Origin of the sequence: Halorubrum rarum (genome assembly GCF_048380895.1) — an archaeon.
GTDB lineage: Archaea > Halobacteriota > Halobacteria > Halobacteriales > Haloferacaceae > Halorubrum.
The window spans coordinates 88,051-106,744 of the sequence record NZ_JBLWMN010000001.1 but is presented as its reverse complement, the minus strand read 5'-3'; the positions used below and the strand labels follow the sequence as shown (position 1 = coordinate 106,744).

Genomic DNA, 18,694 nt, shown 5'->3' with positions numbered 1-18,694 from the left:
CCGGCGCTAGAAGGAGCTTTTACCGACGGTTTCGATGTAGGTCCCCTCGCCGATGTGGTCCTCGGCGTCCCACTCGTCTATCTCCACCGTCACTCGCGTGTGGAGCGCGTTCTCCGGGGCGTCGGCGATCCGAAGGATCGAATCTCCGATACGGGCTTTCGCCTTGCCGTCGGTCGTCGACGTGACCATCACCTCGATGACCTCGCCGGGCTCGTAGTCCGGGTATCGCGTCCGGAACGACCAGCCGGCGAGGTACTTCTCGAAGATGCTCATACGCGGGACACCTCCTCGGACTTCCGGTCCGAAATGTACTCACGGCCGAACCCGGTGAACGCGGCTATCAGGAACACCGCCACGAGGAGCCATCCGTGGAACACGTACGGCACGACGTCTATCGGGTTGACGACCATCTCGGGGCCGTACTGCGCGCCGAGCCCTTCGGGCCCGACCATGACCTGATAGCCGACCAGCACGCCGCCGGCCCACGGGAAGATGTACCCGAGCGCCGAGGTGTTCGCGTCGAGGATGTTCGCCCGACGGTATCCGTTGATGTTGAACTGCTCGCCGATCCGGGCGATGTACGGCGCGATCGCGATCTCCGCTGCGGTGTTGATCGTGATCATCCCGTTGATCATCGCCGTCCCGACGACCATGGTTCCCTCTGCCCGACGCACGTTGGTCGCAACGACGTCGAGGAGGAACTCCTGCATCGCCTGGAAGCCGCCGCCGCGGATCATGATCTGCGCCATCGCGACGATGAGCAGCGTCAACACGATGAGCGGGAAGAAGCCGATCGCACCGGAGTAGAGGCTTCCGCCCACACCGGCGGAGTCGGCCACCTCGACGAACGGAAGCGCGGTGAACGCACCGGCCTCGGTGACGTTGAACACCACGATGTCGCTGACCGAGGAGAGCCCGAAGACGAGATTGAAGACGATGGCGGCGATGATACCCCAGGAGATCGCCTCGACGATGTGGCGACCTTTGACCGCGGTCCAGATGACCACGCCCATCGAGATCAGGTGTATCAGACCGGGGGCGGTCGCGGTCTCCTGCAGCGCCGCCGCGCCCTCGAGACTCACGCCGGACATCACCGACCCCATGATCAGGTACGCCACGAACGCGGGCACCGCGGCGATGATGGCGTATTTGAACCGCGAGGCGACGACCCCGCCGATGTCGGAGTCCTGCGTGACCGCGCTCACGATGGTCGTGTCGCTCACCGGTGCGAGGTTGTCACCGAACACCGCACCGGAGAGGATCGCCCCGAACAACAGCACGGGGTTCGCCCCGATGAGAACGCCGGCCGGGAAGAACAGCGTGACGAACGCGACCGTCGTCCCGTACCCGGTTCCGATCCCGGTCGCGAGGACGCCAGCGAGGATGAACGCCGCGGCCGGAAACGTCGATGCTCCGACGTTGAGCGCGTCCGCGGCGTAAATGAGTCCCTCGACGAACCCGCCCGCCTGGAGCGTGTCCGCGAACATGCCGGCCCACAGCCACGCCACGATCGCCGTCGCGGCGACCCGCTGGGTCATCCCCTCGAAGATGGTGTTCGCGTAGGTCTTCCAGTCGCCCTTCGCGAAGAACATCCCGATGATCGTCCCGATCAGCGCACCGATCACCAGGCCGTTCGTGTCCCCGATACCGAGGACACCACTCTGGAAGATCGCCCAGACGATGAAGAACAGCAACGGGATCGTGCTTATCCATTTCCCCCCGTAGAACTCGATCCGCGGACCCTCCATCGCCGCTTGGGCGTCCTCGAGTTCCCTCGATACTGATGAGTCGTTACCATCGGACGTGTCGCTCATTTACGTGTGTCACCCAACTTTTCCGTCACGTACGACCTATTTAAATATCCGTTCTCGTACGTGGACAGGTCACTCTCCTCACACTATCTTTTTGAATCGCGACATCCCTCGTTTCGACATGTCCGACGCGTTCGGCCGAGCGATCCGCGATCACCACCGCGGGGAACGGACCGAGCCCCTCCTCCATCGTGACGGCGGCGACACGACCGAACACCCGATCGAGGCGTTCTACTTCTCCGAGTTCGATCCCGACGCCGACGACGGCTGGTTGACGTCGTGGCTCCGCGGACCGCTCGTCGATCTCGGTGCCGGGACGGGCCGACACGCGCTGTACTTCCAGGAGCGGTTCGAGACGGTCGCGATCGAACCGAGCGCAGCGCTCGTCGAGACGATGCGCGAGCGCGGCGTCGACGACGCCAGAGAAGGAGACATGTTCGCGCTCCGTGAGACGTTCGAGCGTGACCGATTCCGATCGGCGCTGTCGAACGGGACCCAACTCGGGCTCGCCGGATCGATGTGCGGGCTCTCGGAGTTCCTCGGCGATCTGTCGTTCGTGACGACGCCGAACGCGACCGCAGTCTTGGACTCCTACGATCCGAATCACCCGGCAACCCGGGAGCTGATCGGCTACCGACACGATCCGACGCCGGGACTCGCGGATCGCGTGATGTTCTTCGAGTACGAGGGCGAGTCGAATCCGATCCTCCGCATCCGGCTGTTCAGTCCGGACCGGCTTCGGGAGGCCGCCATCGGCACCGGCTGGGAGGTCGCCGACGTCGCCCGGGGTGGGGACGAAAACGAGTACCACTACCGGGCGGCGCTCCGGAAGCGATAGTCGCCGGATCCCGACGGTCCCGACGCTCACACGCCGCGGTCGATCGTGCGCTCGGTGACTACCGTGCGTCGTCGGGATCGAAGCGACACGCGTCGACGCCGAGTACCGCCCCGCACTGATCGTGACGCCGAGCACCGTCGTCGCCTGCGGGTCGAGCGTGTTGATGTACGTCGGCAGCAGGGTCAACAGCGTGATGAACCCGAACCCTTCGGCGAAGCGCGTGAGGTACAGCGCGCGGAACTGCGATCGGTTGTCGGCGTTGCTCACGCTCCTACGCCGGGGCACCGTTTCAAAAGCCGTTGTGATTCTGCTTCGGGGGAGTCGTCGCTCTTCGACGGTGACGGGGCCGGCTGGGGGTCCGAGGCGGGGACACGACTTTTGTTCGATCGGAGACGATCGGTGATCATGGGCGACCGAGCGTGTGACCGACGGTTCTGTCCACGGTGTGACCTGGCCGTGTCGCGGGCGGATGAGCGCTGTCCGGAGTGCGGGGCAGCGATACGCTCTTGACTGCGGGACGGTCGACGATCGCGCCGGTCAGAAGGTGTCGGCGAACTTGTCGCGTCGGTAGAGATCGATCTCCTGTGGCGATGAGGGACCGCTCTCTGCGGCGAACGCGACCGCCGCCGCGATCTCAGCCGGTTCGGTCACCGTTCCGGGCTCGAACCGTTCCTCGAACGGATCGCCGTCCTCGCCGCCGAACTCCGTCCGGACCTCCGAGGGGTTGATAACGGACACCGCGAGCCCTTCGTCTCCGTACTGGGCGGCGACGCTGTGGGCGAACCCGCGGACCCAGTGTTTCGTCGCCGCGTACACCGGGTTGAACGGACGGGGGAACTTCCCCGCGAAGCTCCCGACGACGACGAGCGTTCCCTCCGCGTCGACCAGTTCCGGGAGCGCGGCACGGGTGAGATAGAAGGTTCCGTCCACGTTCGTCTCCTGCATCGTTCGATACTCCTCGTCGGTCATCGTCGCGACGTCGCCGCCGCGGCCCACGCCGGCGTTGGCGACGACGACGTCGACCCCGCCGAACCGGTCGACGGTCGCCTCGACCGCCGCGTCCGACGTCGATCGCTCCTGTACGTCGCCCGCGTGTACGAGGACCTCCGTCCCGTGTCGATCCCGGAGATCCGTTGCGATCGATTCCAGCCGTTCCTCACGACGAGCAACGAGCGTCAGATCGGCTCCGCGCTCGGCCAGCGCGTGCGCGGTCGCCTCTCCGATACCCGAACTCGCTCCCGTGATCAGTGCGGCCGTGGCTTCGAGCGTGCTCATACGTGCGCTTCGATAGCATACAGCGTCAGTGTACGGATCCATACAACCCTTTCCGGTTCCGTCGCTCGGGCTCCGAGCGTACGATCGCGTTGACAAGCGGGCGAACCGAGGAGAAAGCGCCGGACGTCGAGTGAACCGCCGGTCGGGATCGGCTCAGTTCGTCGCGGATTCGAGGACGAGCGTGTCGTCCTCGAGGTAGTGTTCGATGTGGTGGGTGTGTCCCTCGATGGTCTCGAGCTGTTCGCGGAGCATCTCCTCGGTCGCGTAGTCGCCGAGGCTGTTCGCGAGGTGAACGTGCTCGCGGTAGCTCTCGATGATGTCGCCCATCATCTCGAGGTCGTTGGAAAGCGACGTCCGGATGTCGTAGACGTCCTCGTCCTCGGGCTCGACGGTCGCGTTCTCGGAGAGCGTCGTCATGCTCGCGTGCGGGACGCCACCGAGCGCCTGGAGTCGCTCCGCGAGCTCGTCGGCAGCGATCTCGACGTCCTCGTAGACCTCCTGAAGGAAGACGTGGACCTCGAGGAACTCCGCGCCCTCGACGTTCCAGTGGTGTTTGTGGAGCTGGTGATAGAGGACGTACGCGTCCGCCAGATCCGTGTTCAGTGCCTCGATGATCTGCTCCGCTTTCTCGGTGTCGAGCCGGAGTCCGTTGTCTTCGACGGTACCTGCTTCCTGCTGTACGGTCTTTTGTGTGCTCATTACGGTATCTACTTCGCACCGGATGAACTTATAACTTTTCAATAAACAAACAATTTCCATACATCCTAAGAAGTGATGTAGGCGGGCGATCTGAGGGTGATGACACGGTTTAAAAGCGATCGATGTCCTGACTATCTATTATATTATATATTATAATCAACCGGATCGTCGGAGCGGTCATCGAGCGTAGGCGTGTCGATCGTCGTTCACGGATCGAGGGCTCGTACGCACGACGGGGCCGCGTATTTCGATACCGTTAGCTCTCGAGCGAGACGTGTAAAAGCGGGCCGGGAGGGAGTTGAACCCCCGACCGACGGATTAAGAGTCCGTCGCTCTCCCTAACTGAGCTACCGGCCCTCGTAGAGGTGTATCGCGGTCCCAGTAAAAGGCCTTTTCATTCGGTCGTCGAATCGTTTCGGATCCTGGGCGGATACTGTCGTATTGTCACACTATATCACGATTGATTGTGCTTTACTTCGTTCTATTAGGGTTCGATCGTCTCGGATGGGAAACGGTTATAAATATTGCCGGCAACTACATGTTGTATGACAGATAATCAAATCGGCGATCGGATCGACCGACGAAAGCTCCTCAAAGGAGCGGCGGCTGCGAGCATCATCGGAATCGCCGGCTGTTCCGACGACGACGGCAACGGTAACGGCAACGGTAACGGCAACGGCGACGACGGCAACGGTGACGACGGTAACGGCGACGGAGACGTCATCCGCTGGCACGCCGGCGGTACCGGCGGGACGTACTTCCCGCTGTCCGGCGAGTTCGAGGGCATCATCGAGGGCGCGACGAACTACAACGTCGAGGTCTCCTCGACGGGTGCGTCCGTCGAGAACGTCGGCAGCCTCGCGGGCGGCGACGCCGACTTCGCGCTGATCCAGAACGACATCGCCTACTTCGCGCGGAACGGAACCGGCCTCGAAGCGTTCGAGGGCAACCCGGTCGAGAACCTCCGCGGCGTCGCGACGCTGTACCCGGAGACGATCCACGTGATCATCGACCCCGAATCGGGGATCGAATCGATCGCTGACCTCGAGGGAATGGCGGTCAACACCGGCGACCTCGGTAGCGGGACGCAGGTCAACGCGCTCCAGATCCTCGAGTCCGTCGCGGGACTGACCCCCGACGACTTCGACGAGCAGAACACCGACTTCACGCAGGCCGCCGACCAGCTCCGCGACGGCGACGTCGACGCCGCGTTCGTCGTCGGCGGGTGGCCCGTCGGTGCGGTCGAGGAACTCTCGACGACCGCCGACGTCGACATCCTGAGCATGAGCGACGAGGAGCGCGAGGCCGCCCGAGCGGACGCCTCCTGGTTCGCCGACGACACGATCCCCGCCGGTACCTACGAGGGCATCGACGAGGACGTCACGACGGTCTCCGTGCAGGCGATGATCGCGACCCGCGAGGAGTACGACGCCGACATCGTCGAGGAGGTCAGCGAGGCCATCTTCGAGAACGTCGACCAGCTGTCGATCAAGACGGACTTCATCTCGGTCGACTCGGCGCAGGACGGCATGTCCATCGAGCTGCACGAGGGCGCGGCACGCTACTTCGAGTAACGTGACGCTCCGGTCGCGGGTTCCGTCGGGGTACGTCGGTGTCGCCGTCGTTGCCCTGCTTGCGACCGTCATTGTCGGGATATTTATCGGAGCAACCGCGGGCTCGCTAGCCGCTGGTCCGACGCTCGTCGTGACGGACGGCGACGGTGAGGAGATCATCACAACGCCCGTCGACGAGGACACCGAGATCGTCATCGAGTACACGCACAGCGTCGAGAAGACGCTCGTCCGTGACGTGTACGTTCCGGGCGACGGCACGCTGGTGATGACGCGGATGGAGTTCAGTTCCTTCGGTGCGGGACTCCCCTCGCAGGCCGAGGTGATCGTACGCGAAGGACGATACGTATATCACCCGCCCCGGACAGAGTACGAGACACTACGTGTCATGACCGGCACGATCGCCGACCACGACCTGATCGTCGGTGACGAGCGGTACGACATCGCGTCGTTGACCGACGGCGGCCCCGTCGAACTAACGATCGAACAACGAACGAGGACCTTATTGTGACGACCCCGAGTCCACAGAGTGCGTCGGTACCGGACCCGGAGGCGGAATCCGCGGCCGATGACGTCTTCGAGGAGATAGACAAACGGCGTGACCTCCGCGGTCCGGCGGTGATCGCCGTCGCGTTGGTCGGAATCACGTTCTCGGCGTTCCAACTGTGGATCGCCGCCCGCGGGTTCGTCTTCGAGTTCACGGTCCCGGGGTTCGAGACGGTTCGTCTCGGTGCGCTCGCACAGCTCCAGATCCGCGCCATCCACGTCAACTTCGCGCTCGTGATGGCGTTTCTGTTGTTCCCGGGATCGACCGGGAACGGCGCGATCACGCGCCGGCTTGCGGCCGTCCCACCGCTCGTCCGCGACCGCGTCGGCGACGGACCGCTCGCTCGCGGCGTCGAGCGCGCTCACGCCGGCGTTCGGTGGGTGTTCGTCGACGCGGACTCGACGCGCGTCACCCTCTCCGACCTCGCGCTCATCGCCCTGTCGACGCTTCCGACCATCTACTACGTCACCCGGTACGACGAGGTGACGAACGTGGTTCGGATACGCGGCCTCGGCGGAGCCGGGACCCTCGGCGACGTGTATCCGTGGCTCGCGCCGCTGGAACTCGGTCCGCTGGCGGAGTACCCGATCGCGTACGTGATGGGCGTCCTCGCGATCCTGCTCGTGCTCGAGGCGACACGGCGGGCGCTCGGACTCCTCTTGACGCTGCTGGTGACTCTCTTCCTGCTGTACGCGAAGTACGGCTACCTGATCCCGCGGGACGTTCCCGGGCTCGGTACGTTCGCGACCTCCCAGCTCCGGTGGGACCAGATCGTCCAGAACCTCTGGTACACCGTGGAGGGGATCTTGGGCGTCCCGGTCGGCGTCTCCGTCCGGTTCATCTACATCTTCATCCTCTTCGGGGCGTTCCTCGAGATGTCCGGTGCCGGGAAGTGGTTCATCGATCTGGCGTACTCGATGACCGGGACCCGGAAGGGCGGCCCGGCGAAGGCGAGCGTCGTCTCCTCCGGGTTCATGGGAATGCTCTCGGGGTCGTCGGTCGCAAACACCGTGACGACCGGTGCGCTCACGATCCCGCTGATGAAACGCTCCGGCTACTCGCCGGAGTTCGCGGGTGCGGTCGAATCGTCCGTCTCCTCCGGCGGACAGATCCTCCCGCCGGTGATGGGGGCGGCGGCGTTCCTCATCGTCGAGTACACGGCGACACCGTTCCGCGAGGTCGTCATCGCGGCGACGCTTCCGGCCATCGCCTTCTTCTTCGGAATGTGGGTGATGGTCCACTTCGAGGCCGCAAAGGAGGGGATCGGTGGGCTCGATCGCAGCGAACTGCTCGACATCGGGCCGCACATGCGCCGCGGCTGGTTCTACCTCGTACCGCTGGGGCTCCTCTTATACTACCTCGTGATCGCTCGCCTCTCCGTCGGTCGGGCGGGGTGGCTCACCATCTCCGCGACCGTCGCGCTCATCGCGATGGTGGCCGCGTACAACGAACGGACGGGCCCCTATCTGGTCGGTGGGATCGCGGCCGGCTTCGTCCTGTACGCCCTCTCGTTTTTCTACACCGGGACGACGCCGGTCGGTCTCCTCTACGGAGAGGCTGACGCGGCGTTCACCGCGTTCGGGGCGGTTCGAGAGGCCGGCACGTCGCTTCCGACCGTCGTCACCGCCGTCAGTCTCCTGTTCCTGCTCGCGGATCCGCGCGGAGCGGCCCCGCTACTCGAACTCGACGACACCGTCGAGCGCTCCGCAGCGATGGTCGACGAGCGACTGGGAAGCGAGATCGCCAACACGCGCGCCGGCCGGTTCTCCGCGTTCGTGTTGAAGTCGATGGACAACGGGGCTCGAACCGCGACGATCGTCGTCGTCGCCGTCGCCGCCGCGGGGATCATTCCCGGCGTCATCGGGATCACCGGACTCGGCGGGAGCCTCCGCGCGCTCATCCTCGACGTGAGCGGCGGGTCGCTCGTCCTCCTGCTGATTCTCGCCGGCATCTCGGCGGTGATCGTCGGGATGGGGATGCCGACGACCGTGATGTACATCATCATCGTCGTGCTCCTCGGTCCGGTACTGCCGGAGTTCGGGATCGCCATCCTCGCGGTCCACCTGTTCGTCCTCTACTTGGGCCTCATGGCCGACGTGACGCCGCCGGTGATGGTCGCCGCGTACGCGGCCGCCGGGATAGCGAAGTCGGATCCGTTCGAGACCGGGAAGAAGGCGTTCCTGCTGTCGCTCAACAAGATCCTCGTGCCGTTCGCGTTCGTGTTCTCGCCGGGGATCCTCCTGATGCGCACCCGTGACGGCGAGGGGTCGATCCTCTCGGCGGCCGACTTCACCGACCTCGGCTTCTTCGTCCCGGAGGTCTTCGTACCGATCGTCGCGACGTTCGCCGGCGTGTACGCGCTCGGCGTTGCGATCATCGGCTACTACCACACACACGTCTCCCGTGTCGCTCGCGTGTCACTGATAGCCGCCTCGATCTTCCTTTCGGTGCCGGGCATGGTGTTGATGCCGGCCGGTACTGGGCTCGGGATCGTCGGTATCGACGTGGCGCTGTACACGCTCACGAACGATCTCGTCCTTCGTGGCGTCGGCGCGGTGCTGCTCGCCGCCGGACTGATCAGGAACCGTCGGCGAGCGCGTGCAGTCGGGGATGACCCCGTCGAATCGACGGAAACCCCCGCCTGACGGGGATCGAGGCCGACGGGCGATTCGAGGGTCTCGCGGAGAACACACCCGTTAAGTGTCGTGACTCGGATATCACACCAATGAGTAGTGGGGCACGCGGATCGGCACGGACGCGATACGCGATACTCGGCTGTGGTAGCGTCGGGCACGCGGTCGCGGAGGAGTTGACCGACCGCGGTAAGGACGTACTCATCCTCGATCGGGACGAGAGCCGCGTCGAAGCGCTCCGAGACCAGGACCTCAACGCGCAGGTACAGGACGTCGCCGAACCGAGCGTCGTCGACGCCATCGGCGATCGAGACATCATCCTCGTGTTGGCCTCGGACGTCGAAGTGAACAAGGCGGCCGTCTCCGCGATCCGAGAGACGGGCGGCGACCACTACGTCGTCGTCCGCGCGTCGGACCCCGTCAGCGAGGACGAGCTCCGCGACCGCGGTGCCGACGTCGTCATCACGCCGTCGACCGTGATCGCCGACAGCGCGCTCCAATCGCTGGAAACCGGCGAGCTGGAGTACATGGCACGCCAGCTCGCGGAGATCATCGAGGGGTCCGACGGCCGAATGGCGATCCTGACACACGACAACCCCGAACCGGATTCGATCGCGTCCGCGACCGCGCTGCAAGCGATCGCGGCGGCGTTCGACGTCGATGCCGACATCCTGTATGCCGGCGACGTCGGTCATCAGGAGAACCGGGCATTCGTCAACCTCCTCGGGATCGATCTGCTTGCACGCTCCGAGGCACCACCGCTGTCCGAGTACGAGACGCTCGCGGCCGTCGACCTCGCGAAATCCGGCGAGGGCAACGTCGACCTCGGTGCCGATCTCGACGTGTATATCGACCACTACGAGGCAGATACGCCGATCGACGCCCGGTTCGTCGACGTCAGAACGAACGTCTCCTCGACGTCGACGATCCTCACGAAGTATCTCCAGGAGTTCGATTTATCCCCCTCCGAGGCGGTCGCGACCGCCCTCCTGTACGGGATCCGCGCGGAGACGCTCGATTTTAAACGGGACACGACGCCCGCCGATCTCACCGCCGCCGCCTACCTCCACCCGTTCGCCAATCACGACACGCTCGAACAGGTGGAGTCGCCGTCGATGTCGCCGGAAACCCTCGACGTGCTCGCGGAGGCGATCCAGAACCGGCAGGTGCAGGGGAGCCATCTCTTCTCGACGGCCGGGTTCATCCGCGACCGGGAGGCGCTCGCGCAGGCGGCCCAACACCTGCTCAACTTGGAGGGGATCACCACGACGGCCGTCCTCGGAGTCGCCGACGACCACATCTACCTCGCGGCCCGCTCGAAGGACATCCGGATCAACATCGGGAACGTGTTACAGGAGGCGTTCGCGGAGATGGGAGAGGCCGCCGGCCACTCGACGCAGGGCTCCGTCGAGATCCCGCTCGGGATCTTCACCGGGATCGAGACGAGCGAGGAGAACCGCGACACGCTGCTCCAGCTCACCGAGGAGGCGGTCCGTCGAAAGCTGTTCGACGCGATGGGCGTCGAGGGCGGCGGTGACGGATCGAACGGCTCGTAGCGTCCCCGTCTCTCAGCCGTCGACCCCGCTCCGCGCTCCCCGTCTCTCAGTCGTCGTCCTCGTCACGGGTCGCCAGTCCCACGAGATGTCCGACCTCCGGGAGGATCACCGACTCGACGCCGAGTCGGACGGCGTCGACGGACCCGGGGAGACAGAACACCGGCGTGCGTTCGACGACGCCCGCGGTCGCCCGCGTTCCGATGGTCCGGGTTCCGATCTCGTCGTAGGAGAGTCGCCGAAACAGCTCGCCGAATCCGGGGAGCGCCTTCTCGAAGAGCCCCCGCACCGCCTCGGGAGTCACGTCGTCGGGCGTCACTCCCGTTCCGCCGGTCGTCACGATGACGTCCGTGTCGTCCCGCCGAGCGAGCCGATCGACCGTTCCCTGGACGCTGTCGAACTCGTCGGGGATCAGGTCGTGGACGACGACCTGATGCCCGGCGGCCTCGAACGTCTCGATGATGTGATCGCCGGACGGGTCCTCGTCAGCGGTTCGAGACGACGAGACCGTGACGACCGCGACGTCGACCGTGTCGGCGTCGTGGTGATGGTGGTCGTCCTCGCGGCCGTGGTGATGGTGGTCCTCGCCGTCCTCGTGGCCTCCGTGGTCGTGATCGTCTTTCGAGTCGCCCATACTCCCGCTTCGCTCGCACGTACAAAAGGTCCTGCCGTCTTCCCACGAGCGATCCCGTCGGTCCGTCGTCGGACGACGACGCCCGTCGATCAGGGCCAGTCGTCGCGGGTCGACTCCTCGATGAACTCCTCGTCGTCGTCCTCGGAGAGCGCCCAGCCGGCGGCCTCGGCGGCGTCCTCGACGGCGAGGTACTCCCAGCCGACCGCTTCGGCGAGCGCTTCGTCGTCGGCGTCGGTGCCGACGAACACGTGCCGGTCGGTGTCGAACTGCCCTTTGATGTTCTCCAAGCTCTCCTCGACGCCACGGGGGCCGGAGAAGAAGTCCTGTCGGACGCGGTGTTTCCGCGTGAAGTTCGTGACGACGTACGTCGGCTTCTCGCTGACGACGCCGACGTACTCCGTCCACTGTCTGGCACCGTTGAACACGGCGTTCGGGTCCGCGAGCGCTTGGAGCGCCTCCAGCTCGAACGCCAGGGTCATGTCGGTGGATCCGCCACTGTCCATACCGTTCGTTTCGCGTGCCGGCCGAAAACAACTTCGCTTCGAGCGGTCCGCCCTCGCGACGTCCGCGTTTAATACCCCTGTGCGTTCCCGTCCTTCCTCGGCTCCGTCGCGCCGGAGAGAACGCCTTCGTCGTTCCGGACGATCTGTGCGCCGCCGAACTCACCGGGCGAGAGCGTCCGAACGTCGTGCCCCTTCCGGACCAGCTTGGCCGCGACGTCGTCGTCGACGTGCGGTTCGAGAGCGAGCGTGCCGTCCTCGCGGTAGCGCCAGCGCGGCTCGTCGAGCGCGCGCTGGAGCGGCATCCCGTAGTCGACGACGTTCGATATCACCTGCACGTGTCCCTGCGGCTGCATGTAGCCGCCCATCACGCCGAAGGCGGCCCAGTCGTTCTCGCCGAACTCGACGAGTCCGGGGATGAGCGTGTGGAACGGTCGCTTCCCGGGTTCGAGGCGGTTCGGATGCGCCGGATCGAGCGAGAACGAGGAGCCGCGGTTCTGCAGGGCGATCCCCGTGTCACCCGCGACGACGCCGGAGCCGAAGCCGGCGAACCGAGAGTTGATAAAGGAGACGACGTTGCCCTCGTCGTCGGCGACGGTGAGAAGCACCGTATCGGCGTCCTCCGCGTTGGCGTCCGGAACGCCGAACGTGACGTCGTCGTTGGCCTCGGGCCCGACCTCGGCGGCTCGCTTCCGCGCCCACTCGGTCGAGCCGAGCGGCGGGTGGCCCTCGTAGTCGGGGTCGGTGATGTACCGGTGGCCGTCGTGGAACGCGAGTTTGGTCGCCTCCGCGAAGGAGTGGACGCGCTCGGCCGAGTCGTGGTCTTGCTCGCCCGCGCCGAGCTCCGACGCGATGTTGAGCGCCTCCAGCGCGATGAGTCCCTGATTGTTGGGCGGAAGCTCGTACACCTCCGCGCCGTTGTACGTCGTCGACACCGGGTCGGGCCATTCGACCTCGAAGTCGGCGAGGTCGTCGACGGTCATGAACCCGCCGCCCGACTGGACCTCGGTCGCGATCGCGTCGGCGATCTCGCCCTCGTACACGACGTCCGCGCCCTCCTCGGCGATCAGCTCCATCGAGCGACCGAGCCTCGGAAGCGTCACCCGCTGGCCGACGCTCGGCGACTCGCCGTCGAACAGGAACGCCTCGCGAGCGTGATCGCTTTCGAACAGCTCCTCGCCGTGTTCCCACTGTGCCGCGACGACCTCGCTCACCGGATACCCCTCGGTTGCGTACCGGATCGCCGGCTGGAGGAGTCGATCGAGGTCGAACTCGCCGAGCCGGTCGGCGGTCGCCTCCCACCCGCGAGCGGTACCCGGAACCGTGACCGCGTGCGGGCCAGTGGTCGGCATCTCCACGTCCGGATCGGCGGGGTCGTCGACGTCGGTGTCCTCGTCCGCTGCGACCGCCTCCCGAACGTTCTCGATCGTCGCGTCCGCGGGCGCACCGCCGCAAGCCCGCATCGCGCCCACGTCGCCGTCCGCGGTCTTATAAAGGGCGAACACGTCGCCGCCGATCCCGGTGGACGTCGGCTCGACGACGTTGAGCGCGGCGGCGGTCGCGACCGCGGCGTCGAAGGCGTTGCCGCCCGCACGAAGGATCTCGATGCCTGCCTCGCCCGCGAGCGGTTGGCTCGTCGCGACGACGCCGCTCTGCCCGTAGACGGTCGACCGGCGGGACCCGAACCGGTCCAAGTCTGGTTCCATACGTGACAATGGACCCTCCCACTGGTAAATGACCCACCGAAACAGTTCGGTGCATGGCGCAGAACATGATATTAAAGAGATATCTTTTCGGATCCGATCGTCGTTGCTCCGTCGATCACCGTTCAGCGCGGACAGCGAACGCGGCCGCCACCGTTTTGCGGACTGCGGTTCCATTCGGACGTATGTACGACACCATCCTGCTACCGGTCGCGCCGGGCGGCACGGCGAACGACGCCGTCCCGCACGTGCGCAGTCTCGCGGAGCGATACGACGCCACGGTTCACGTGGTCGCCGCGGTCGACACCATCGAGCACACCTTGGGGGGCCCGCGAGTCGGATCGCTGTCGGGTCGCGTCGAATCGGGCGCGCGCAAGCGCGTCGAGGAGGTGACCGCCGACCTGGAGTCGGCGGGCATCGACGTCGTGGGCGAGGTGATCCACGGGGAGCCGCTTCGCGTCATCGACAACGCGATAACCGACAACGACGTGGACCTGGTCGTGATGCCGACACACTCCAGAACGGGGCTGCAGCGGGTCCTGCTCGGAAGCGTCACGGAGAAGACGGTCAGGACGTCGCCGGTTCCGGTCGTCACCGTGCCCATACGCGACCCCGACGAGTGACCCGCGCGTTCCGCGTCGCGTACGACGGCCGCGAGTACGCCGGCTTCCAGCGGCAGCCACACGCGACGACCGTCGAGGGGGCGCTGCTCCGGGCGCTCGCGAAACACGGCGTGCTGGAGCGCGGCGACGGACCCACACACGCCACGCCGCCGGGATACGCGGCCGCAGGGCGGACCGACGCGGGCGTCTCCGCGGTGACACAGACCGTCGCGTTCGACGCGCCGGCGTGGCTCACGCCGCGTGCGTTCAACGGCCACCTGCCGGGGTCCGTCCGCGTGTGGGCCGCGGCGGACGTGCCCGACGACTTTCACGCGACCCACGACGCCGTTCGACGGACGTACCGGTACTTCCTGTACGCCCCCGACCCGAGCGCGGGGTCGGAGCCGAGGACGACGGCACAGGGGCCGAACGCGCTCGACGACGGTCGCGTCCACGACGCGCTCGACCGTCTCTCCGGGACTCACGACTTCGGGAACCTCACGAGCGACGAGTCGGGCACGGAACGCGACGTTCGGGCGACGGCGACCCGTACGGGATCGTTTCTCGTCGTCGACGTGACCGCAGGAGGGTTCCCCCGATCGCTCGTCCGGCGACTGATCGGCCTGGTCCGGGCCGTCGGATCGGGGACTGCAGCGCCGACGTTCGTCGATCGCGTCCTCGACCCCGAGCCGCTTCCGGGCGGGCGCGGCGTCGGTCCCGCACCGCCGGAGCCGCTGGTGCTGTGGGACGTCGACTACGACGGGGTGTCGTTCGACGTCGACCGGGAGGCCGCAGCGAGCGCGCGCGTCGCGTTCGGCGAGCGATACCGAGCGGCACGGCACGCGGCCGCTGTGACCGACGCTATCCGGGAGCGGGTCGATCCGAACGGACTGTGCGATCCCTGAGTCTCCTCGGTGAGCGTCGCTACTCCCAGCCCGCGGGCCACAGGTCCGCCGCGCGCATGCCCGGCTCGAATTTCGCGTCGCGAAACGCGTCCGCCAGCGCGTCGCCGTCGAGCCTCGGGACGTCGCGGTCGGCGGCCGCGAGTTCGGCGACGAGCAGCGCGATCAACAGTCCGTGCTCGCGGATGTTTCGGTCGTCGACCTTGTCTCGCGTGTCCGCGTGCGTGTGCCCCCATCCACGGCCGCGTTCGCCGGAGTTGCTGTGCAGTTGAAGCGCCGGCACGCCGCGCCGGACGAACGGCCACTGGTCCGAGAACGGGTGCGGATCCGACTCCGTTTCGATCGGGTGTCGGGTCAGTTCGGAGACGGCCTCGGCGACTGCGGCGGTCGCCTCCGAGGTGTGCGACAACGCCACGAGATCGCGGAACCGCCCCGCGCCGTCGACGTTGACGACGGCCCGGACGCTGTCGAGGTCCGTGGTCTCCGCGAGCCGCTCCGCGCCGAGAAGCCCGATCTCCTCACAGCCAACCGCGACGACGTCGACGCCGACGTCGAGGTCGGCGTCGGCGAGGACCCCTGCCGCGGTCACGACCGTGGCGATCCCGCAGCCGTTGTCGAGTGCGCCCTCCGCGATGTCGTGGCCGTCGTAGTGTGCGACGAGCAGGAGCCGCTCGTCGCTGTCCGGGCCGACGCGTCCGACGACGTTTCGGCTCTCTCCGGGACGGGTCGTGGCGTCGACCGAGAGATCCATCCGCCCGGTCGTTCCCGGCGTGTTCGCGGCGTACTCCCGGAGCCACGCGCCCGTCTCCTTGGAGACGCCGACCGCGACGGCGTCGGCCTCCTCGCCGAACGCCAGCGATCCCGTCGGCGGGAGCTGGCCGTCGACGTGATTGACGAACACGAACCCGAGCGCGCCCTGCTCGACCGCGTAGCCGAACTTCTCCATCCGGTGGATGAACCGCGACCCGGGCGGGGTCGTCGTCGACGCCACGACGATCCGCCCCTCGACGTCCTCGTCGTCGATCTCCTCGGGCGTGCCGTAGCCGACGTCGACGAACTCGCTTTCGACCGTCCCCGCCGGCGAGTACGGAAGCGCCAACGTCTCGAACCGGCGCGTCGACGTGGAGCCGTCGCGAGCCGTCGTCTCGACCCGGAGTTCGGCGGTCCCACGCTCCCATGCGGTGACCTCGAACGGGTCCGTGTGGACGTCCCGGAGCCCGGCACGCTCGAACCCGTCGGCGACTATCTCGGCGGCGCGACGTTCCCCGTCGCTGCCGCCCATCCGACTTCCCAGCGCGGTGAGTTCCGTGAGAAACGTCCACGGCTCGTCGTCGGTCCACGTCCGTCCGAGTGCGGGCGCGAGTTCGTCGAGTCGTCCGCGGATCCGGTCTGCGGTCTCGTCGGCGACGTCGTCGAGTGTGTCCTCGGCCATATCCGTGGGTCCATTGGCGATCCCTTAAGAATGTGGAAGCCGGTGACGGAGCGGGGGTCCCGTCGTTCTCGGCGGACCGGGACGGCCCCGTTGGGCGGAACGGGAAGCGCTACGTTCAAGTGCAGCGGTCGGGTACGACCGTGTGCACGCGCCGTTGGTCCAGTGGTAGGACAGTGGCTTCCCAAGCCACTAGCCCGGGTTCAATTCCCGGACGGCGCATTTCTGTCGTGAGCGAAGCGAACGACGAAATCGCCAGCGTGGATTGAACCCTGCCAGTCGCAGCGTCCGAGCGAACTGAGAGCGATCGTCTGGCTCCGGTTCAATTCCCGGACGGCGCATTTCTGTCGTGAGCGAAGCGAAGAACATCGTCGGGAGCGGATCGAACCCCTCCCAGTCGTTCTCGTTTTGCGACCGTGATCTTCGTACGGGATCGAGAAATGTGAGTGTGCTGAGACTGTCTGAGTGAACCAGTGAGCAGCCTTACGACGTCAGGTTCGTGTTGAGTCGCCAGGTGAAGATCGCCCGCAGGACGACGACGAGGCTGTTCCGATCGCCGGCACCCCAGATCGCCGTCTCCTCGATCCCTTCGGTAGTGGAGATATCGTCCACGAGCGCGCTCACGAGCGCCGCCTGTTCGTCCGTGATCAACAGGCTTCCAGCGGGCGTCTCGTCCCACTCCCAGAGGGTCTCGAATAGGTCGGCTCCGGGCACCGTTTCCTGGATACGTTCCTGGACTTCTTCAGAGATCCCCGCCAGGTGGATCTCGACACCACGCTCTGCGGCAGCCTGAAGCCTGTCGAGGTGTTCCTCGGTGAGCAAGTCGTCGGTAGTCATGTAGACGATCTGCTCGTCGGCGTCGGCGATGAACTCGTCAATGCGGCACGACACCGCCTCCCGCCCGGTGACCGTCCAGACGCCGAACTGTTCGCGTTGTGGTTGGGTCGGGCCGATCTCCTCCAGACACTCCGCGAGTTCGGTGATCGTGTTCTCGCGTTTGACGGTGAGCATCCGGATGATCGTCTCCTTGGAGGTCACGGTGAACTTTCGTGGCGTCGTGTACTGGATGTCGATGAACCCCAACTCGTGGAGTCGATCCGCCGATTCGTACACGCGAGTCCGGGGGACACCGTTGATCTGCGTGATGTCCTGTGCGGTTCCTGTCCCGAGCCGTAGGAGATTGATCAGCGTTTGCGCGTCGTACTGGGACAGCCCAAGGTCCTGCAATCGGTCGAGCGCTTTGGCCTCTGCCTGCTCTTCCTCGAAGCCCACCATGGTACCGATTGACCTGTCGAGGACAAAAAGGCCCCCGCCGTTTCGAGTTCCCTATTCCAACTCTTCGGTGACGAATTGGAACACCCTCTCGACGCGCTCGTTCGGGATATACCGGACCGTTTTCGTCCGCGAGTCGTACTCGATCACGTTTGCCTCCGCCAGCTTTGGGAGATGGGTGTGGTGTACGTCGATGAGAACGGGGTCGGTGTGAGTTGCAGTGGACTCCGGAGGCGGTTTCTCGTGATCGATACGATCAACGAGAGTATCCGTCGGAATCACGGTCTCCTCGCTGTCGATCAACTGGGAGAGGATCGATCGCCGACACGGATCTGCCACGAGCCGTAATGCCAGTTCGGTCGAGACAGTGTGGGTTTGCTTGGACATTGACGGATCTCAAGGTGAAGTGGGGAGCTCGGAGGTTAACTCTCCCGTTCACTCGAAACATCACAGCTGCACTGACGTAGGATCGAACCAGTTCACCACTGTCGCCAGCCCGCTACGTCTGCAACGGGACGTGGTGTCGGAGACGGGAGTTCGGAAGCGGTACTTCGGAGTTCCTCCTCCGTTGTCCATGGGAAGCACTGCTCGTGTGATTCGAACGTACGAAACTCGTTGAGATGGACCCAGCTGTACGTCGCCGGTTTCTCTCCCGAATCCGTCCGCTGATCGATCACGTCCCGGACCGCTTGTTCAGACACTATCCCAACAAAGAGTCAAATATC

18 protein-coding genes, 2 tRNA genes and 1 pseudogene are annotated in these 18,694 nt (G+C 65.8%); 8 read left to right on the top strand and 13 right to left on the bottom strand.

Going from position 1 to position 18,694, the window contains the following annotated elements; genetic code table 11:
- Nucleotides 1-6 precede the first annotated feature (6 nt).
- Nucleotides 7-273, bottom strand: a complete 267-nt coding sequence (locus tag ACNSN7_RS00490) for a DUF7513 family protein (protein ID WP_418279891.1) — start codon at nt 271-273, stop codon at nt 7-9.
- Complete coding sequence (locus ACNSN7_RS00485) at nt 270-1,814, bottom strand: Na+/H+ antiporter NhaC family protein (RefSeq protein WP_418279890.1); 1,545 nt, start codon at nt 1,812-1,814, stop codon at nt 270-272. Before ACNSN7_RS00485 ends, ACNSN7_RS00490 begins: the two co-directional genes overlap by 4 nt.
- A 118-nt stretch (nt 1,815-1,932) precedes the next feature.
- Here ACNSN7_RS00485 and ACNSN7_RS00480 point away from each other — a divergent pair, with 118 nt between their 5' ends.
- Entirely contained in the window at nt 1,933-2,649 is a 717-nt protein-coding gene (locus tag ACNSN7_RS00480) for a class I SAM-dependent methyltransferase (RefSeq protein ID WP_418279889.1), read from the top strand.
- Nucleotides 2,650-2,757: 108 nt separating this feature from the next.
- Here ACNSN7_RS00480 and ACNSN7_RS00475 read toward each other — a convergent pair.
- The 4 genes and pseudogenes from ACNSN7_RS00475 to ACNSN7_RS00460 all read right to left on the bottom strand — a co-directional run.
- Nucleotides 2,758-2,916: pseudogene (locus tag ACNSN7_RS00475) on the bottom strand (MFS transporter); the annotation flags it as partial.
- 270 nt (nt 2,917-3,186) lie between these two features.
- Nucleotides 3,187-3,924, bottom strand: coding sequence for an SDR family oxidoreductase (locus ACNSN7_RS00470; RefSeq protein ID WP_418279888.1), 738 nt, complete (start codon nt 3,922-3,924; stop codon nt 3,187-3,189).
- 153 nt (nt 3,925-4,077) lie between these two features.
- On the bottom strand, nt 4,078-4,623 hold the full coding sequence (gene dpsA, locus ACNSN7_RS00465) for a DNA starvation/stationary phase protection protein DpsA (RefSeq protein WP_418279887.1): 546 nt from the start codon (nt 4,621-4,623) through the stop codon (nt 4,078-4,080).
- A gap of 283 nt (nt 4,624-4,906) precedes the next feature.
- Nucleotides 4,907-4,980, bottom strand: a tRNA-Lys gene (locus tag ACNSN7_RS00460).
- 188 nt (nt 4,981-5,168) lie between these two features.
- Here ACNSN7_RS00460 and ACNSN7_RS00455 point away from each other — a divergent pair.
- The 4 genes from ACNSN7_RS00455 (at nt 5,169) to ACNSN7_RS00440 (ending at nt 10,930) form a co-directional block, all read left to right on the top strand.
- Nucleotides 5,169-6,197 (top strand): TAXI family TRAP transporter solute-binding subunit, encoded by a 1,029-nt coding sequence (locus ACNSN7_RS00455; protein WP_418279885.1) that lies wholly within the window; start codon nt 5,169-5,171, stop codon nt 6,195-6,197.
- A gap of 1 nt (nt 6,198) precedes the next feature.
- Nucleotides 6,199-6,705: a DUF1850 domain-containing protein gene (locus ACNSN7_RS00450; RefSeq protein WP_418279884.1), complete on the top strand. Its 507-nt coding sequence runs from the start codon at nt 6,199-6,201 to the stop codon at nt 6,703-6,705.
- Nucleotides 6,702-9,386 carry a TRAP transporter permease gene (locus tag ACNSN7_RS00445; protein ID WP_418279883.1) on the top strand — a complete coding sequence of 895 codons (2,685 nt, stop codon included), beginning with the start codon at nt 6,702-6,704 and terminating at the stop codon, nt 9,384-9,386. Before ACNSN7_RS00450 ends, ACNSN7_RS00445 begins: the two co-directional genes overlap by 4 nt.
- A gap of 80 nt (nt 9,387-9,466) precedes the next feature.
- Nucleotides 9,467-10,930: a DHH family phosphoesterase gene (locus ACNSN7_RS00440; RefSeq protein WP_418279881.1), complete on the top strand. Its 1,464-nt coding sequence runs from the start codon at nt 9,467-9,469 to the stop codon at nt 10,928-10,930.
- Nucleotides 10,931-10,976: 46 nt separating this feature from the next.
- On the opposite strand, the gene ACNSN7_RS00435 is transcribed toward ACNSN7_RS00440, so the two are convergent.
- From ACNSN7_RS00435 to ggt, 3 genes are all read right to left on the bottom strand, one after another.
- Nucleotides 10,977-11,561: a MogA/MoaB family molybdenum cofactor biosynthesis protein gene (locus ACNSN7_RS00435; RefSeq protein WP_418279880.1), complete on the bottom strand. Its 585-nt coding sequence runs from the start codon at nt 11,559-11,561 to the stop codon at nt 10,977-10,979.
- Between the two features lie 89 nt (nt 11,562-11,650).
- The gene (locus ACNSN7_RS00430) at nt 11,651-12,064 is read right to left on the bottom strand and encodes a DUF7124 domain-containing protein (protein ID WP_418279879.1); all 414 of its coding nucleotides are present in this window, start codon (nt 12,062-12,064) and stop codon (nt 11,651-11,653) included.
- A gap of 68 nt (nt 12,065-12,132) precedes the next feature.
- Nucleotides 12,133-13,767, bottom strand: a complete 1,635-nt coding sequence (gene ggt / locus ACNSN7_RS00425) for a gamma-glutamyltransferase (RefSeq protein ID WP_418279877.1) — start codon at nt 13,765-13,767, stop codon at nt 12,133-12,135.
- 182 nt (nt 13,768-13,949) lie between these two features.
- On the opposite strand from ggt, the gene ACNSN7_RS00420 reads away from it, so the two are divergent.
- Together ACNSN7_RS00420 and truA are read left to right on the top strand one after the other, a co-directional pair.
- Nucleotides 13,950-14,387, top strand: a complete 438-nt coding sequence (locus ACNSN7_RS00420; protein ID WP_418279876.1) for a universal stress protein — start codon at nt 13,950-13,952, stop codon at nt 14,385-14,387.
- A complete protein-coding gene (gene truA, locus ACNSN7_RS00415) occupies nt 14,384-15,271 on the top strand; it encodes a tRNA pseudouridine(38-40) synthase TruA (RefSeq protein WP_418279875.1) in 888 nt (295 codons plus the stop codon). The genes ACNSN7_RS00420 and truA overlap by 4 nt, the downstream gene beginning before the upstream one ends.
- A 19-nt stretch (nt 15,272-15,290) precedes the next feature.
- Here truA and ACNSN7_RS00410 read toward each other — a convergent pair whose 3' ends face one another.
- Complete coding sequence (locus ACNSN7_RS00410) at nt 15,291-16,700, bottom strand: M28 family peptidase (protein ID WP_418279874.1); 1,410 nt, start codon at nt 16,698-16,700, stop codon at nt 15,291-15,293.
- 148 nt (nt 16,701-16,848) lie between these two features.
- Here ACNSN7_RS00410 and ACNSN7_RS00405 point away from each other — a divergent pair.
- A tRNA-Gly gene (locus ACNSN7_RS00405) sits at nt 16,849-16,919 on the top strand.
- 261 nt (nt 16,920-17,180) lie between these two features.
- On the opposite strand, the gene ACNSN7_RS00400 is transcribed toward ACNSN7_RS00405, so the two are convergent.
- From ACNSN7_RS00400 to ACNSN7_RS15540, 3 genes are all read right to left on the bottom strand, one after another.
- Entirely contained in the window at nt 17,181-17,972 is a 792-nt protein-coding gene (locus ACNSN7_RS00400; protein WP_418279873.1) for a TrmB family transcriptional regulator, read from the bottom strand.
- Between the two features lie 51 nt (nt 17,973-18,023).
- Complete coding sequence (locus ACNSN7_RS00395) at nt 18,024-18,356, bottom strand: DUF7344 domain-containing protein (RefSeq protein ID WP_418279872.1); 333 nt, start codon at nt 18,354-18,356, stop codon at nt 18,024-18,026.
- Nucleotides 18,357-18,448: 92 nt separating this feature from the next.
- Nucleotides 18,449-18,670 carry a DUF8170 family protein gene (locus ACNSN7_RS15540; protein WP_496923301.1) on the bottom strand — a complete coding sequence of 74 codons (222 nt, stop codon included), beginning with the start codon at nt 18,668-18,670 and terminating at the stop codon, nt 18,449-18,451.
- Nucleotides 18,671-18,694 lie beyond the last annotated feature (24 nt).